11 protein-coding genes and 3 pseudogenes are annotated in these 15,837 nt (G+C 54.6%); 5 read left to right on the forward strand and 9 right to left on the reverse strand.

The window, feature by feature from the left end:
* Nucleotides 1–237: 237 nt before the first annotated feature.
* The 4 genes and pseudogenes from ACK56M_RS17800 to ACK56M_RS17815 all read right to left on the reverse strand — a co-directional run.
* Nucleotides 238–1,509 (reverse strand): IS4-like element ISPa1635 family transposase, encoded by a 1,272-nt coding sequence (locus tag ACK56M_RS17800; RefSeq protein WP_004423958.1) that lies wholly within the window; start codon nt 1,507–1,509, stop codon nt 238–240.
* 81 nt (nt 1,510–1,590) lie between these two features.
* A complete protein-coding gene (locus ACK56M_RS17805; RefSeq protein WP_411958831.1) occupies nt 1,591–2,538 on the reverse strand; it encodes a hypothetical protein in 948 nt (315 codons plus the stop codon).
* A gap of 295 nt (nt 2,539–2,833) precedes the next feature.
* Nucleotides 2,834–3,772, reverse strand: coding sequence for a Dyp-type peroxidase (locus ACK56M_RS17810; RefSeq protein ID WP_411958832.1), 939 nt, complete (start codon nt 3,770–3,772; stop codon nt 2,834–2,836).
* Nucleotides 3,773–4,055: 283 nt separating this feature from the next.
* A pseudogene (locus ACK56M_RS17815) lies at nt 4,056–4,539 on the reverse strand (cytochrome d ubiquinol oxidase subunit II); the annotation flags it as partial.
* Nucleotides 4,540–4,557: 18 nt separating this feature from the next.
* Here ACK56M_RS17815 and ACK56M_RS17820 point away from each other — a divergent pair.
* Nucleotides 4,558–4,913 (forward strand): annotated as a pseudogene (locus tag ACK56M_RS17820) (LysR substrate-binding domain-containing protein); the annotation flags it as partial.
* Nucleotides 4,914–5,049: 136 nt separating this feature from the next.
* Nucleotides 5,050–5,293 (forward strand): annotated as a pseudogene (locus ACK56M_RS17825) (MoaD/ThiS family protein); the annotation flags it as partial.
* A gap of 183 nt (nt 5,294–5,476) precedes the next feature.
* Here the strand turns inward: ACK56M_RS17825 and ACK56M_RS17830 are convergent.
* Complete coding sequence (locus ACK56M_RS17830; protein ID WP_411959625.1) at nt 5,477–5,914, reverse strand: GFA family protein; 438 nt, start codon at nt 5,912–5,914, stop codon at nt 5,477–5,479.
* Between the two features lie 121 nt (nt 5,915–6,035).
* Here ACK56M_RS17830 and ACK56M_RS17835 point away from each other — a divergent pair, with 121 nt between their 5' ends.
* Nucleotides 6,036–6,932, forward strand: coding sequence for a LysR family transcriptional regulator (locus ACK56M_RS17835; protein WP_101196636.1), 897 nt, complete (start codon nt 6,036–6,038; stop codon nt 6,930–6,932).
* 369 nt (nt 6,933–7,301) lie between these two features.
* Here ACK56M_RS17835 and ACK56M_RS17840 read toward each other — a convergent pair whose 3' ends face one another.
* Genes ACK56M_RS17840 through ACK56M_RS17855 form a run of 4 tightly spaced genes read right to left on the reverse strand, consistent with a single transcriptional unit; the run spans nt 7,302 to nt 13,029 of the window.
* Entirely contained in the window at nt 7,302–7,883 is a 582-nt protein-coding gene (locus ACK56M_RS17840) for a condensin complex protein MksE (RefSeq protein WP_101196608.1), read from the reverse strand.
* The gene (locus ACK56M_RS17845; RefSeq protein ID WP_101196607.1) at nt 7,876–9,300 is read right to left on the reverse strand and encodes a hypothetical protein; all 1,425 of its coding nucleotides are present in this window, start codon (nt 9,298–9,300) and stop codon (nt 7,876–7,878) included. The genes ACK56M_RS17840 and ACK56M_RS17845 overlap by 8 nt, the downstream gene beginning before the upstream one ends.
* The gene (locus tag ACK56M_RS17850) at nt 9,297–12,203 is read right to left on the reverse strand and encodes a hypothetical protein (protein ID WP_411958833.1); all 2,907 of its coding nucleotides are present in this window, start codon (nt 12,201–12,203) and stop codon (nt 9,297–9,299) included. The genes ACK56M_RS17845 and ACK56M_RS17850 overlap by 4 nt, the downstream gene beginning before the upstream one ends.
* Before the next feature lies 1 nt (nt 12,204).
* Entirely contained in the window at nt 12,205–13,029 is an 825-nt protein-coding gene (locus ACK56M_RS17855) for a Wadjet anti-phage system protein JetD domain-containing protein (protein ID WP_101196605.1), read from the reverse strand.
* A 658-nt stretch (nt 13,030–13,687) separates the two neighbouring features.
* Between ACK56M_RS17855 and ACK56M_RS17860 the strand changes: the two genes are divergently transcribed.
* Both ACK56M_RS17860 and ACK56M_RS17865 read left to right on the forward strand, forming a co-directional pair.
* Nucleotides 13,688–14,281 carry a hypothetical protein gene (locus ACK56M_RS17860; protein WP_411958834.1) on the forward strand — a complete coding sequence of 198 codons (594 nt, stop codon included), beginning with the start codon at nt 13,688–13,690 and terminating at the stop codon, nt 14,279–14,281.
* A gap of 278 nt (nt 14,282–14,559) precedes the next feature.
* A complete protein-coding gene (locus ACK56M_RS17865; RefSeq protein ID WP_411958835.1) occupies nt 14,560–15,810 on the forward strand; it encodes a nucleoside triphosphate pyrophosphohydrolase family protein in 1,251 nt (416 codons plus the stop codon).
* The last annotated feature ends 27 nt before the right edge of the window (nt 15,811–15,837 follow it).

Consider the following 15,837-nt stretch of genomic DNA (forward strand, 5'->3'; position numbering starts at 1 on the left):
TGTCATCAACCTAAGCTGCAGCCCTGCCCAAGGCAAGCCCCCCGAAGCAGCCAGCCGCCATGGCCGTCGGGCGATGACCAGGCCTCTGCCGCTCAATCAGGCGGTCTAGCTGGGCTGGCGGTGATGTGATCATCGTCTGTTCCGGCTGTCTAGGCGAGATTTCTCGTTCTCCGGACGAGCCTATGCCGACCGCTTGTGGCCAGCTTTTTTGCACGGAGGTTGGGCGGTGGTGTTTCTTCAGCGCGTCGGTTTGTAGCCCTCACAACCTCGGCTGGCTGCGCGTTTGCGTTGGCGCGCAAAGCTACGGCCTGAGCGTACGGCACTGAGGCTTTTAGCCATCAAGGCCAGCACATTGCTCAGCCCCTGAGCACAGTGCCGCACCAGCAGCTCGACCAGGGTATTTTTGAGCCGTGACACGCCTTGGGTGAAGTTGACTTTCCATCGCAGCTTGCGACCTTTGTGGCGCTGTTCGATGACCGGCTGTAGCAGGTGCTGCATCAACAGCGCCAGGTTCTTCAACAGTTGAGCGGCATGAAAGTCCTGCTTTACAGCGGTCACGCTGCGGCCGCTGAAGTTGTCCAGCGTCAGGGTTTGTTTGAGGCGACGGAAGTCGGTTTCGATGCCCCAGCGGCGGTGGTAAAGCTCGGCAAACACCTCAGCGGGAAAGGCTTCTCGATCCAGCAGCGAGGTCAGCAATACTTCGCTTTCGCCGTTGGCCAACTCGACCCGGATCAGTCTCAGCTCGATCTGGCTGGCAGGATCAACGCCAGCCTCGGAGCAGAACAGACGTGCTTCAGGATGGTTGGCCACGAAAAGCTGTGTGTCTTCAACTTGGCCAGAGTGTAGAAACGCTTTGACCTGGGCGTTATAGCCACAGGGCAGGCGCATCAGAAAGTGCCGCTGTTGCTGCGCGAACAGCGCGAATAACCAGTGCCCAGGGTAACCACGGTCAAACAGCGTCAGGCTGTCAGCCGGCAGGTGCTCAAGGTGCAGATGGGCACAGTCGCGCTCGCCGACTGTCAGGGGCACGATCAGGCTATGCAAGGTTTGACCGTCAGCGACTTCGTAGAGTGTGGACAAGCGAGCCATGGGAAAGCCAGAGTGACTGCCAAAGAAGGTCGCCATGGTCGACTCCAGGGGTAAATGCACGGTCGAGCCATCCACCGCGAGCACCCTCAGCCCACGCCACTTCTGGCGCAGCCCGAAGCAGTCAATTTGTTGCTGCAGGAGGCGATTGAGACTTTCAAATACCTCGGGGTTGAGTTTTTTGCGCGCTTTGCAGAAGGCCTGCGCAGTGACCATTTGCGTCTCAGTCGACGCCTGATTGAGTACGCGATAGAACTGATCGAGTTCGGTTTGCAGGGCCGTGCGCGGCTGATTGAGCAGGAACAGGACGAGGTTCTTGAAGGTGAGCTGGCGTCGGCGGGTAAAGTCTTGAGGATTCTGGCGGTGGGCGGCGATGAAGGCGGGACAATCGAGCGGGCTGGTTATTTTTTGTACAATTTTCAAGCCAGGGTTTGGCTGGCGGTGTCAAGCGATGCGGTATAGGTAGTCAAAAGGGCTTCTCCCATGCACTGATTTGAGCGCTAATTATATGATATTTATGGATAATTTCCAAAGTTGATGACATTGAGGTCTAGGCAGCTCCTTCTCCACTGTCGTTGATTCCGATCGACCAGTACGCTGATCGATTACAAATTGGCTGTGAAGCTCCGTGGGTCGAATGCGCCCTGAAAAGTCGTACTCATTGATGCACTGTCTGACGTAGCAATCGATACTCGTGGCTAGCGCCGGGTCACCTGCGAGAAAGTTAGCAAGCAGGTCATGGAACTCTTTGCGCTCCTTGTACTGGAGACGGTCAAAAATGACGGGCATCGCCCATTCGCAGTTCACCCGAAAGCACATCATCCAGCGATTGAAAGCTTCTTCAGATGGATGATTACGGCGCAAATCCACCCAAAGCTGCGTACTGATCTCAGCACTGAAGTTATGATTGCCGGGCATCAATCTAAAAATGCCATCATCTAGTTCCAGCTCGGGCAGCAGTTGCTCAGCGGAAAGGCGATCACCAAACTCGGCCTGAAGTAGCTTCTTTAGATCGCCCTCACCGCAGGCGTAATGCGGTCGAATGCAACCGTTTCGACCCCATTGAACATCCTTGAGATGCTCAATGGTTTCAATGAGCGGAACTAAGGAAGGGTCGACGAGGGTTTCATCTCTCACAGGGTTCGCATGGGTAGCACACCAGCCTGCGTAAAATGATACCAACCCCAACTCCTCGAATCGCGAAAGAGGAATGTCGGTGCCAAGGTATGGTTTTCCTTCTGTCCGAGGCCATTCGAGCTGACCGGTCAACACCGCTTCCACCGTTTCTCGATTAAGACTCGGGGTCGCCAGATCGGCGAGGTTGAGGAAAATGGAGAGTGCTTTCGCGTGTCGCTGATCCTCGTAAGAAGGAGCCCGAACGTCAGGCTCGTTCCTCGCATAACCTGCCAACATTGCTTTCAGGTGCCGCCAGCTTTCCGAATACTCATTCATCGTAATGCCTGTCCTTTGCGTGACCGTACGCTTCTCTCTCCCATTATGTTTACTCGCTGACCAGTCCAGCAAGACGAGGAAAACTCTTGATGTCGTCTAAGGAGCATGGGGATAAATCGGAAAAACGTCGTGTGGATACTGCAAAGCTCAGTTGACGCACTGATCTGGGAGGCGTCTAGCACATCTCACCAGAGATGGTAATTGGAATGAGGTGCTTGCAGCGGTGCGTGATGGTTGGCGCGGGCTCAAAGCATAAACTCTAAGTCTCGGTGGTGATACAAGTGGCGAATGATGGTCATTCGCCAAACCCCTCCAGATAGTCCACCGAAGGCACGAAGAACAGCCCTCCGGTCATTGCCCGGCTGTAGTCCAGCAAGCGGTCGTAATTGCCTGGTGGCTTACCGACGAACATGTTTTCCAGCATCTGCTCGATCGGTGCCGGCGAACGGGCATATCCGATGAAGTATGTGCCGAACTCGCCGGCCCCGGGGCGGCCGAAGGGCATGTTGTCGCGCAGGATCTTGATCTCCTGGCCGCCTTCTTCCAGTGTCGTCAGCGAACTGTGCGAACAACTGGGTTTGACCGAGGCGTCCAGTTCGATATCGGAAAGTTTGGTCCGGCCGATAATGTGCTCCTGCTGCACGGTGGATAACGCTTCCCAGCCGCTCATGTCGTGCAGGTACTTCTGTACCAGCACATAGCTGCCGCCACTGAAGTGCGGATCCTCATCGCCGACCAAGGTGAACCTGGCCACTTCCCGCGGCCCGGGGTTTTCCGTGCCATCGACGAAACCGATGATGCTGCGCATGTCGAAGTAGCGGAAGCCCTGCACTTCATCGACCACCGTCACCGCCTGCCCAAGGCGCTTGACCACCAGCGCGGCCAGTTCGAAACACAGGTCCATGTGCTCGGCGCGTATATGCAGGAGGATGTCGCCCGGCGTGGCGACGGCCTTGCGCTCGCCACTGCCGAACTCACGGAAAGCATGCAGGCCGGCCGGTCGCGGGGCACTGAACAGGCCGTCCCAGACCGCCGCGCCGAAACCGATGACACAAGACAGGTTACCGCTCGGCACCCGTTTGCCGACCGAGCGAACCAGGCCGCCAAGGTCGGCGCACAGGGCACGCACACGGTCGCGGCTGTCATCGCCCGGGTTGAATGTCGCCACCAGGAAGATTGCGCTGCGGGTAATCGCACTGTCGACGGCCTGGGGTTCAATTTCGTGATCATCCATAGAAACGCTATCCTTGATGCAGTTTTGAAGGTTCGAAATATTGCCGCGCATTCAATGAGCCGAATAACAGAAGCAACGCAACCAGGCGTGCTGGTGCAGGTGATATGCCCCTGCACCAGCGTGCTTCACCGCTCGACTGCTAGGCTTTGTACGAAAAGTGCCTGCGCGACGATCATGCTGCGTTGAAAACAGGCTCGGAATGCTCATTTACAACCTGTAAACTCCGCTTCCTCGCCTGTTTTCGCCTTGCCTGATCGCCGCTCGGCGACTTTTCATACAAACCCTAGTGATAGGCATCCCCTGCCTGCACCTTGCCGCGGAATACGTGGTAGCTCCAGAAGGTGTAGCCCAGAATGATCGGGATGATGAACAGCGCGCCGATCAGAGCGAACAACTGGCTGGTCAGCGGCGCGGCAGCCTGCCACAGGGTGACGCTGGGCGGCACGATGTTCGGCCAGATGCTGATCGCCAGGCCCAGGTAACCGAGGAATACCAGCCCCACCACGGCAATGAACGGCAGGTGCGAGTGACGCTTGCGCAGGTCCTTCTGGATCACCACCACGGCCACCACCGCCAGCACCGCGATCAGCGCCGAACCAGCGCTGGGCGATGTCGTCATGCAGCCAAGCAGTCCAAGCACAGATCACCACGATCACCACGATCACCAGCGCCAGCAGGTAGGTCAGCGGACGGCTGTAATGACGCATGCGCGACTCAAGCATACCTTCGGTCTTGATCAACAACCAAGTGCTGCCCAGCAGCGCGTAACCTGGGAAGCCATCGCCAATTTGCCTCTAGGGTTGCTGTCCCAGGGCATGCATTACCGCCAATCGATTGACCTGAGCTTCCGCAGCCGTGGTCTGCACCCGAAGTCCTTGACAGCGACTTCACCTATCAGCTGGTGCAAGGCGTCTGCGCTGGCTTGTGCTGCGCAATCATGCCGCTGGACCACGGCCTGGAAGGCCTGAGCCAGCACATCCATATCCTGCCGATCTCCGATGCCAGCATCCACGCCGCGGTCGGCCTGCTGCTGCGCCGCAGTGAACCGGACTCGGCCCTGGCCCAGCAATGCTTCGCCGAAGCCCGGCTGTTGCTCTGCCCGCAACTGCAGCCCACCCCCACGCCTCTAGGGCTCAGGTGAACGACACACCCGAATCCTCCATTCCCTTGACCAGTCTGGCCAACCGCGGCCAGCAACTGACCCTACAGGTCTACTGGCTGCGCCTGCTGCGGAAATCTGACGGTCGCTCTGGCCAGTACCAAGCCGAGGTCGCGCATTGATCCGAGTAAACTACTTCGCCCGCTATCGCGAACTGCTCGGCAGCGAGGGCGAGACGCTGCAATGGGAGCCCTCGCTGGCCAGTCTGCGCGACCTGCGCGGACGGCTAGTCGACCGTGGTGGCCCATGGATGAAAACCCTTGGCCAGGCCAACCTGATGTGCGCGCAACCAGGAGTTGTGCACACTGGACACGCCATTGTGCGATGGCGACGACATCGCTTTCTTTACACCAGTAACGGGGACTAGCCTTAGGCCGCTAGGCCAGCGGTTAACCAACGCTACACCTCGCCCAGAGTCCGCCATGCACTAATGGCCTCATGAAACGTGTCTAATACCATCCTCCCCCGTGCAGGTAGCAGCAATCGGCCAAAACAGGCAATCGGCTGAGGGATGCAAGTCATCACAGTAGCCGGCCATCTCTCTACTAACGCCTGGCTCGAAATTGAGACATCAGTGCTGGATAATCCTGCGGTTCCGGGAGTGTTTCATAACTGACCGATGCCCCGGTCGTCACCCAAGGTAATTTCTCTCTCGTCCAGGTTTCCATGAACGGTAGGTAGTGCTGCGGGTTCTCCAACAGGCTACTGCGCACACCGACGAACTCTTCAACTCCGGCAGTGCGGGTGAATAGCCACGTCAGACAGTGTGCGCAGAAATAATGGCGAGTCGGTCCATGCAGACCACCGATGACAGTTTCGCCGTGGGTAACTGCGAAGCCTGCCGCAGGAAATAGTGCAGTCAGAGAAAATGCGCTGGCGGACATTTTTTGACATCCGACGCAATGGCAAGCGGTAGTCATGACAGGTTGGCATTCGGTCTCAAAAGTGACGTTTTCGCAGCGGCAGCTTCCCGAAATTATCATGAGCTTTATCTCGTGGGGCGCGGATGGGCGCGTGATGGACAAGGTAGGGTCGGGGAAAGCATGCGTGAGTCTAGGTATGATTGAAACTGATCAAACTTACCTAGCAGCTCATAGGAAATGTATGAATACACCGCAGCTTCATTGGGAAACCCAGCGCGTTTTCCTAGCAGTCCTGAGAACCGGCAGCCTTTCCGCCGCTTCAAGAGCACTGGGTGTAGCGCAAGCCACTGCTCGGCGCCGTATAGACGAACTAGAGCATAGCGTCGGGGTGAGCCTGTTTGTACGCTCGCCAAAGGGGTTGATGCCCACCGACACTGCGAGAGAGCTGGCTGGCCATGCCGAGTCTATGGCGTTGGCTGCCGAGGCATTCACCCGTGCCGCGTCTGCTGAATCCAGCATGCCAAGGGGCACCGTGCGCGTAACAAGTAGTCGTTTGATGAGCGTTGAAGTGCTGCCTCTTCTGTTGCGAGATGTTCGCAATGCGCAGCCCGAGTTGAAGCTGGAACTGAGCGTCTGCAATCGCCAGGAGAATCTTGCGATGCAAGAGGCCGATGTCGCGGTGCGTATTCATCGCCCTACCGAGTCTACAGTGGTGACCCGCCATGTCGGGGATCTTCGGCTAGGGCTGTACGCAACTGAAGAGCTGGTAGCGCTGAATGGTACACCTCGCCATGAAAGCGAATTAGACAAGTATCCGCTAATTGGCCCGGATCGCAATCTGTCGGAGATAGCATTCCTAGGGCAACAGGGATATCTCTGCACGGCGGACCGCACGGCCATTCGAACAGATGATCATTTAGCCCAATTTTCGGCACTGAGAGCAGGACTGGGAATTGGTATGTGCTCAAGTCAGTTGGCGAAGCGGCATGGGCTGGTGCGGGTGCTACCGAAACGGGTCGATTTTAAAGTAGGTGTATGGATTGCAATGCACCATGACCTCCGGCGCGTGAAGCGTATCGCATTGGTGTTCGATACTTTGGGTCGATCGCTGTCGCGGTTTCTAGAAGCCTCCGAGTAACCGCAAGGGTTGAAAACTACCCGTCGAAACTATCCGGTAGTACGAGCAAAATCCTCGATCAGCCAAGTCGCTTACCGAAGATCATGAAAGGGTCAGCACCGCCGCCATTCTGGCTACACCTTTTGACTGTCTACCATAGCCAGCTCAAGTACATTACGAAGACCGGATCCTATGCCGGCCGACTGTCGAAGTTCCATGGAGGGTGGGCGCTTGGATATGCGAGGAACTGAGACGTCAAGATTACTCTACGAGCACCTTGCCATGAGGTCCCAGTACCGAACTAGCCTGTATGATGGTGTCGGCCGTTCGACTGATCATAACGCAGCGCCAACTACAGAAATCGAGTGCAGGTCGGCTCAGCCCTCCCCCTTACGGAGCAATGTCTCCCTCAGCCAACAGATCATTGAAAAAAGCCACTCCAGCTTCGGTCAGCACCAGATAGCCTTTGGCATTTCGAAAAGCAATGTTACGCGTTTCCAGCTTTTTAATATGATCGAGCAAGGAGCCGACCTTCATACCGCAAGCGAGGAGTACTTCCTGCTTGTCCTGCATGGTACCAATTTCCTCAATGTGTGCGTTCGACAGCCCTGCACTGTCTTTCAACAAAGCATCCATGGTTAGACCAAGCTCCATCACGCCGCGGAACAGCACTAGCAAGATGCCTTGGATGCTCCTGGCCAACTCATCTTTGCTCTCGCTCATATCAAGGGAACGGACGAATGCAAAGCCGTCGCGCAGGACCAGTTCGTAGCCCATTAACGCATAGTGATCGAGGTACCGGTCAAAGTGGTTCAGCAGTTCCTCAAACAGCGGATTTGATCTCAAGGCCCCTTCAGTCAAAGTCGTCCGATTGACCATCTTGCCGTTCATTAACTGATTATAGATTTCGACGGAGAGCAGGCGGTTTAAACCGTGCTGTGCGCCCGCCTCTGCTGCCTCGGGTTCAAACATTATCGACTGGCTCCAGCTGAAGGTTATAGTAGCGAAGCCGCTGGCTTCCGTTTTCCAGGATGCTCATTTTGAACATCGGTTTGATCATGAGGTCCTCCCGCTTTTTCAACCATTCCAGAGACACCAAGAGATCTGCCAGCTCGTACTCGTCCACGCGCGTGCGCAGATAATTATGCAAAGCCAAGTGCACGTCTTGCGTCGCACTTGCCGGCCAGTTCCCTGCCAGCTCGCCGATTGCCAACAAACGGATGTCACGCTCGCGCTTCTCCTTACCTAAATCGTCATTCTGCGAATTAGACAGCGTGTGAACCTCTGCGGGCCGTCTGATCTTCGGCAGCGCCGCTCGCAAATGCTCCTTGAGCGTTAGACGAGGATTACTTTCAGGCCATTGGACCTTGGCCTCAAAGTAGCGGACCTTCAATCCGGCGAACGTATCAATCCTGGCGAGCACTGCATGTGATGTCGGGATCAGATTGTCTTTTAAGCTGCCATCTTGATTTTCTTTCACAACACTATACAAGCGATGCCATGCACGCTCGATACGATCGTATGCCATCCGATGGGCTTCACTTTGCTGTACATAGCGCATCAGCGAAGCACTGATGACCGAAATATCGTGGCGATAGGAGCGAATTGATTCAACTGCATAGTAAATGGAGGTTACTAACTTCGCGTGACCATGCCCTTCAAGCAGTTCACCAACGCGTATCAATGCCGACAACGCAGAGACCCCTCCTTTGATCTCGGGCTCCTCGTCCAAAAACTGCAGGGCCGGCAGAATATTGCGCATGTAGATCACGTTGATTTCCGCCAACGCTTCTTGGGCTCTGCTTGCCTCACTGATTTCAGCGTAATCGGCGTTCTCCACGATTTCGCTGAGACGCTGCAGGCAGCCTTGTAGCGAAGCAACGCACTCCTTCATCTTGCTGGTGGCCGTGCGAATTTCCCGCCGTAAAGTTACGACATGCTCTTTAAAGGTGATGTCATTGATGCTGAGTGATGGCAAGCGGACAAAAGCGCAGAATAGGTCGTCCAAGGTCTTGCGGATCACCTCATAGTCGGCACTGCTGAGGTGACGGAGCCGAGAACTATCAAAATGACGAAACATTTCAATTACGAATGGAGCAAACACCAACACACCGCGGGCGTTATCAACCTGGCTGATCAACCCTGTCCGCTGCAGATTCTCCACACAGAGCGCCGCTTCCAGTCGGCGACGCTCCGCCGGAATCTCGCGAGCCGACTGTGCCTGCGGAATCGGTGCTACATCATCGAGCAGCCTGCGAAGTTTATGCTGATACATGACAGTACGGATTTCGTCGCCTTCATCGACTTGGTCCATGGCATCGATCAGATCAAAGAAAATTTCCTTGTGCTGAATCATCTGGATGAGCGCGATTTCGGCCTTCACAATCATGCCGAACGATCCACAGTAGCTGTGAGTGACTCATTGATGCCCGTATAAAGGATTGTGCGCTCTCGGTTATAAGAAAGCTCATTGGCCCTAAAGTAATCCAAATTGACGTAATTTCCTATAACCTTGCCGATATTGGGCGTCAGGTCTGGGGTAGCGCCAAAAATAAAGAAACCGTCCGCTTCGGCAATATCCCGCGCAGCGCCTAAATTCTTCGCATCGAGATTAGAAATCTCATCAATCAATAGCGGCAGGCTGACCTGAGTATCTACTTGCAATAACTCCTTTAGTAAAAATGCAAGTAGCCGGCTATTAATCATCACGGACGTTCCTGTAGATTGGCTTTCTGAAGTGAAATAGTCACGCCCGGCCAGCTTTACCTTATACTCGACCCCCATCAACAATCGTGCCATGTTCAGCCGCCCATCGCGACGTTGATCGCCATCGAAGAATTCAGATGAAAAGCTCCCGATGCGCTCATACAACACATCAGCGGGCAAATCGACACCCAACATATTGACTGACTTGACCGTCTTCAGCAGCTCATCAAACTGTGGATGCAATGTATATTCAATACAAACCTCATCAATGTTCGAAACTTTGATATCGGCCAGGTGGCTTTCAATTCTTTTGATGAAGTCGGCGATCAACCGTTTAGCATGCTCAATCGACTGCATCTGCAAACGCGTGTCGGCGTTATGTTCACTGACATGATGGTCGTGGTTATACTCCTCCAAGTCTAAGCGTCCGTAGAGCAGTGCGTAGCGCTCGTACAATGGCCGCAGCGCAGTAAGAGTTGCGCTACTGAAAGGTTCGAATTCCGTTTCAACATCGGGCACGGCATCCAATAGGCTCCCACTGGCTTTTTTCAGTGCGTCGAAGTCCTTGGACAACTCGTACGCGCGACTTTCCAGATTGTTGATTAAGGTGTCGTCGACGTTGATTAGCTGCTGCTCAGCGGACGCCAGGCCCTCCCGTAGAAAGTCTAAGCGGAAAAACAGCAACTCCTTCACCCGCCTCGACCACCCACTCAATTTATCGCTGAGTTGCTTTGACGCCTCCAGTTCCTGGTTCGCGACACCCTGCAGTTCTTTCGCTTCCGCCAACTGCTCGCTGATTTCACGATGACTCGCAGTGAATTGTAAGAGTTCGTCGTTAGCGCGAGCTAACTCAAGCTTAACCCGGGCGAACTCGGTTTCGACGAACTCTTTACGCTTGAGCAACCCGATATTGGCTTTATCCTTGTCAATCTGTGACTCTAACACCCGCACCTTCATCGCCAGTTGATCCAAGCTCTGCCGCGCATCGCCGGCCATTTCCGTGATCCGCTGCTGATTCGTACGCATGCGCCGCGATAGCGTAGCCAGCTCTTCATCGCGCTCGCGTGTAACCATTGCCGCATCGTACGCTTTGATCGGTACCGGGGTGGTTTGATCAAGGAAAACCAAAGCATTTTCATGGGCGCCAAACAAGGCGGTAAAAGCGCGGAGCGCGGCCTGCTGGTGCTCCTCGAGAACATCTCGCTCAATTGAAAATGCCACTGGATTTAGCGAATAGAGTACGGTCGAAGACTCCACCGGCAGCAGATCCAGTACCGTGGATTTGCTGTCTTTCAAGATGGACTTCAGCACTGCGGCTCGTGCTTGATCAGCATTAAGCTCACGCGCCCTCTGCTCAAACTCTTGCCGGAACACCTCTGCGTCTTTGAGCGATACGACCTTCTGTTGGTCTTCTGTTGTGGCTGCCTCGATCGCCTCGATGATTTCCTCAGTGGCCATGTTGGGGTACGTGTGAATGATTGCTGAGAGGGCGGACGAATCCTGTTTGATGCGCCCAAACTGCCGCTCCAACTCCCGTATGCCCCCGATTTTTTCTTTGCACTGCGCCGCGATCCGCTCTGCATCAATAGTCAGGGCCTTGGCTGCCAGACTGGTCGCATGATAATGCTCTATTTTTTTTTGATGCCGCTCGGCATGTGATCCGTCAAGATCCTCTAGCGTAGCCGCCGCGCCCTGCAACTGATTGATTAGAGCGGTGCCATTATCCAGCAGCGCGAAATACCGGGACTCAAATTGATCCCATAACGGCTTGGCTGCGCGGACCCCTTGTAATCTCAGTTTCGTTGATTTGAGTGCCGAGTACCGCTCGAGGATTGCCGGCAAGTTGACGTTCAACTCCGCTTCCTTACGATCCTTTTTGCCTTCAATAATGGTCGCGATGGTATCGGGCAGGGTGCGCTTGTCCTTGGCCGCGATGTCAAACGCTAGGTGAATCAGTTTTTTCCAAGCCTCGATCTCCCGTGACTTTCCTCCCTGACTGAGCGGCAACAAGCAGAAGCGTCCCAAATCAGGACGACTAGGATGATGGCGATAAAAACGAGATTTGATGTTCTCCACATCCCGTACCACCAATCCCCCCACCGTTTTTAACTGTGCGGCCACCGTGGCGCAGGATAACCCCGTGATCGGCGCCCCTGCGCCATTGTTGGCCAGTGATTCATGATCCCAAAACACATGCTCGATGGCAGAGTAAGGAACGGGCACGCACGTTCGTTCGTAACTGAACGAGCGCAAGCCTGGATTGATCACGGTACAAAAAGGACCGTGGGGATTCTCAGCCTCAAGGATTAAGAACGAACTATTATCGGGAAAATAGAAACCAAAACTCTGCTCTTTACTGTAGAATCCATCGGCATTTTTGAAACCAAATTTTCTCACGCAATCATTAAGATTTTCTTCCGGCAGCAGAAAAAACTTCAGCGCGTTGAGCAATGATGTTTTGCCAGAGTTATTGGCACCGAGCAGTGCCGTGTGTTGATCAATGCGGATTTTCGCATAACAGTAAGCGCCACTATTGACCAGCACTATCTGACGGATTTTGAACGCTTCATGAAACATACTGGACATATTAATCCTCAACGTCCCTGTGTGACGGAGCCAAATAAGTCTCCTGTTCGAGTGTCTTGCCAGCGGCTCGCATGTGGGCGATCAGCATGTCCGTTTCTGCGGATAGGTTGCGGTAGTACGCGAACAGTTCCTGGCGTTGTAGCGAGCTGAGCACAAATTTGGAGCGCGCCAGCCGTGACGGTATGTCTTCGGGGGTCAGAAAATGAATGGGTTGGCTGGCGACGAGTGCTTTGAGGGTCTTGAACATGCGCAATCCACCGAGATCGACGTCAAAAAGACAGTACAAAGCTTGAAAGCGAGCCAGCAATGGGCCGTTTAACCTGTTGGTAATTTGATTGCCGGAACCGTAAATGATCTCTACGTCAGTGGCCGCAGCCGGCAGTAGCTCTCGCAAAAAGGCTAAGGTTTCGGAAAATCTTAGAAAGTTCTCCAGGTTTTCAACAATCACGGCGTATTTGGCCAACGGTCGGGGCGCCAACCAGTGCCCTTCTTCGGTGATGGCGACGATCGGGTGAGGGTTTTGCTCGGATCGCAGCAAGAGGAAGGCTTCGGACACCCCTGCCCTATGGCTGTTCCCGTCTAACGCGGCGCCCACACGTCCAGCAATCTTTGACGGTGTGAAGCGCTCTAGCAGCTGCGCGAAGGCCTCCTCATCTTGAATGATCACGGCGTAGCGCGCAGCGCCTCTGGGTAACCGTTGCCCAACCAGTATACGACTGGCTTCGCTACCGGTTATCCCGCAAGCCAGCAGCCGATTGAAGAGCGCCTCAAGATTAATAGGCTCCCCAGCCCGAATTTTTATTAAATAGTCGTAGATGGCGGCCATGAATATCCTTGTTCGAACCCCGAGACGTTCGCTGAATTTGTTTGTCCCTGTGCCCACGGCGATGTGTTAGCGCACCTACGGGTCCACATTCACCTGGTAACGGTACTCATGCGGTGAGAAGCGACCTGCCGGACCGAACAGTAAGTGGACGGCACAACCTTCCAAGAATGCAAAAGCTTCCTTTTGCGCGTACTGCGCATACTGGGCACGCAGTGCAAGTGGTACCGTACCGCGATTCTGCAGGCAAAGCCTGACCATCCGAGCTAACACGTAGCCGCGAATGTCATATCGGGCGTCCACCGCTTTAAGCACAGTGGCATAGCACGAGAGGTAAACGCCCCCCGGCGGACGGGCGTTCGAGGGCGCGTTTCTATCACTCATCGGCAATATCCTATAAGCCTCTTCCACAGCCGGGACACTGACGAAAACCCGGGAGCACCTTAGAAGACGTTGCGTGCGTTGGCCCGCAGCGAAGAAAAATGTAGATATAACACGAGGCAAAGGCGTCGGGAGCATCATAAAAAAATTATTAGTGACATTCATACATCAAGCCTAGGAGATTCCGCCACTCGAATTACCCCCTGTCTAGAACAGCGATGCAAGGACGCCTCAACAGATCAACGCAAACTCGCAGCACCTTCGAAATCAAGGAACATGAATGAGCTACAAGGAAATTTTCAACAGATTAAACGTGGTGGTCGCCGTGGCGATTGGCGGATTCTTCGTCGTGTACGTAGCCGGGAAAGCGGAAGGTAGAAATAGCAACCAAGCTATCACCGACCTCTACAAGGCACAGTTAGAGGTCAGTCAGCACGAGCTAAGTAGCGCGCGCGAGCAAATCACTACGCTCAAGCTGGACCTCCAGCGAAGCGCGGACTCACTCAAGCTCCCCGCTCGGAAGCTTGAAGCAGTCGTTTCTCGTGAAAATTGCCCCCCAGATATGGCTTATTTAGAAAATCGACCGGCGGAGCATCGCGGTTCGACGGGCATGAGCCTTCTAGTACCGACAGGTCAAACCACTGCGGCACTCGATGATCAGTTATTTATCTCGGTGAGAGGCACCAATTACGTCAATTCGCCGTCACGCTACACTGCATTTTTGTCCATTGGAAGTCCAGGTCAAGCCAGCCTAGCACTGGACGGCGTAGAAGTGGGCCACGTGATTAAATACCAAGGCTTTGAGCTTCGTGTGATGGCCATAAGCGCCGTAAATGTCGGACTTCAGATAACTAAATTAAAAGCTCATTCCTGAGACAACAACGCTTAAGCCAAAAGACTTGTTCGGTATACTTTTAAGTCAACATGCATCGCCAGTCATAGCCCCCCTTTAACGTCAGAGCGGGGGGCACTGACTCTAAACGCCGTGGCAAAGACAGAAATCTTCGCCACTGCCCTCGACAGACAACAGCGCGCCGTCCGAATGCCCTTAAAGGGGCTTGAACAGCTCGCCGGGGATCCATCATGATGATATCAATTCGATCTTCATAGCTGACGGTCGAGCCTAAGATCTCAGTTCAGCCTGGGGGCAGCATGGACGCACAGACTTCATCTTCGCCGCAAAACCGTACCAACCTGTCAGGGGCGCCAGAGCAGTTCGTCATCTTGCCACCGGAAATACGTAACGGCAGGCTGAGTATCAGCGAATACCAACGCATTGCGCGCACGACCGACAAGCTGCCCGATGGCGGATTGGAACTCACGATTCTAGGGCTTTTCGGCGAAGTCGGCAGCCTGATGAGTGCCTTCAAGAAATTACAGCGCGATCGGGCAACCTTTAAGCGCTACAGCGCCACCATTCATGAGGAGCTCGGTGACACGCTCTGGTATTTCTCAACGCTGGCCACGCGAGCGCAACTGGACCTGCCCACGATTGCTCAACAGGCGTTTCGAGGACTCGAAGACTGGGAGCGCGTGAAACCCGAGCATTCCAGCGTGGGTTTTGCCGACCTGCAGGCTCGAAACGGCGAACCTGTTTCGGAAGAGTCATTCAGCATTCAAGTGCTCACTTTAGCCGGGTGCGTGGGCGATCTGCTCAACGATTTTAAGAGCGGCACATTTCAGCGCAACCGCGACGAGCTCTCTGCGCACATGGTGGAAACCTTTCGAGCGCTGGTCGCAGCTGCCAACTCCGCCGACGTGGACATGAGCGCCGCCGCGCTTGGAAACCTCAAGAAAACCTTCAGCCGTTGGCCGGCCGAAACCACCTACCCCTCGCGCTTCGATGCCGCAATGCCAAAAAATGAACGCTTCCCCGCTCGACTGGAGTTTTACATCGCCGAGGAAACCGCCGGCGAGAAGCAATACGTCATTCAGAAATGCAACCAAATCATCATTGGCGATCGCCTGACCGTCAACAAGATGGAGCGTGATGACTATCGATTCCACGATGTCTTCCACCTGGCATTCGCCGTTCATCTGGGATGGTCACCCGTATTGCGAGCGCTCTTGCACCTGAAACGTAAATGCGATCCTGAAATCGATGAAAACCAGGACGGTGCACGCGCCATTCTCATCGAGGAAGGAGTGGCCACGTTTATTTTTGGCCGGGGGCTTGAATGTGAGCTTTTCGAAAACGTCGATCACGTCGACTACGACCTGCTCAAGTCGATTCAGGACTTTGTCAGGGGGTATGAGGTGGCTTGGTGCGCATTATGGCAATGGGAGAAGGCAATTATGGACGGATTCAGCATTTTCCGGCAGCTCGTTGATAAACGAAAAGGCTATGTGCTGGCAGACTTCGAGAATCACACGATTAGCTTCCGCGAAGGCAGTGACGAGTAACAGTTAACTGGCTCGTATGCAGCTTGG

The sequence above is a fragment of the Pseudomonas sp. s4 genome (assembly GCF_046764235.1).
GTDB lineage: Bacteria > Pseudomonadota > Gammaproteobacteria > Pseudomonadales > Pseudomonadaceae > Aquipseudomonas > Aquipseudomonas asiatica.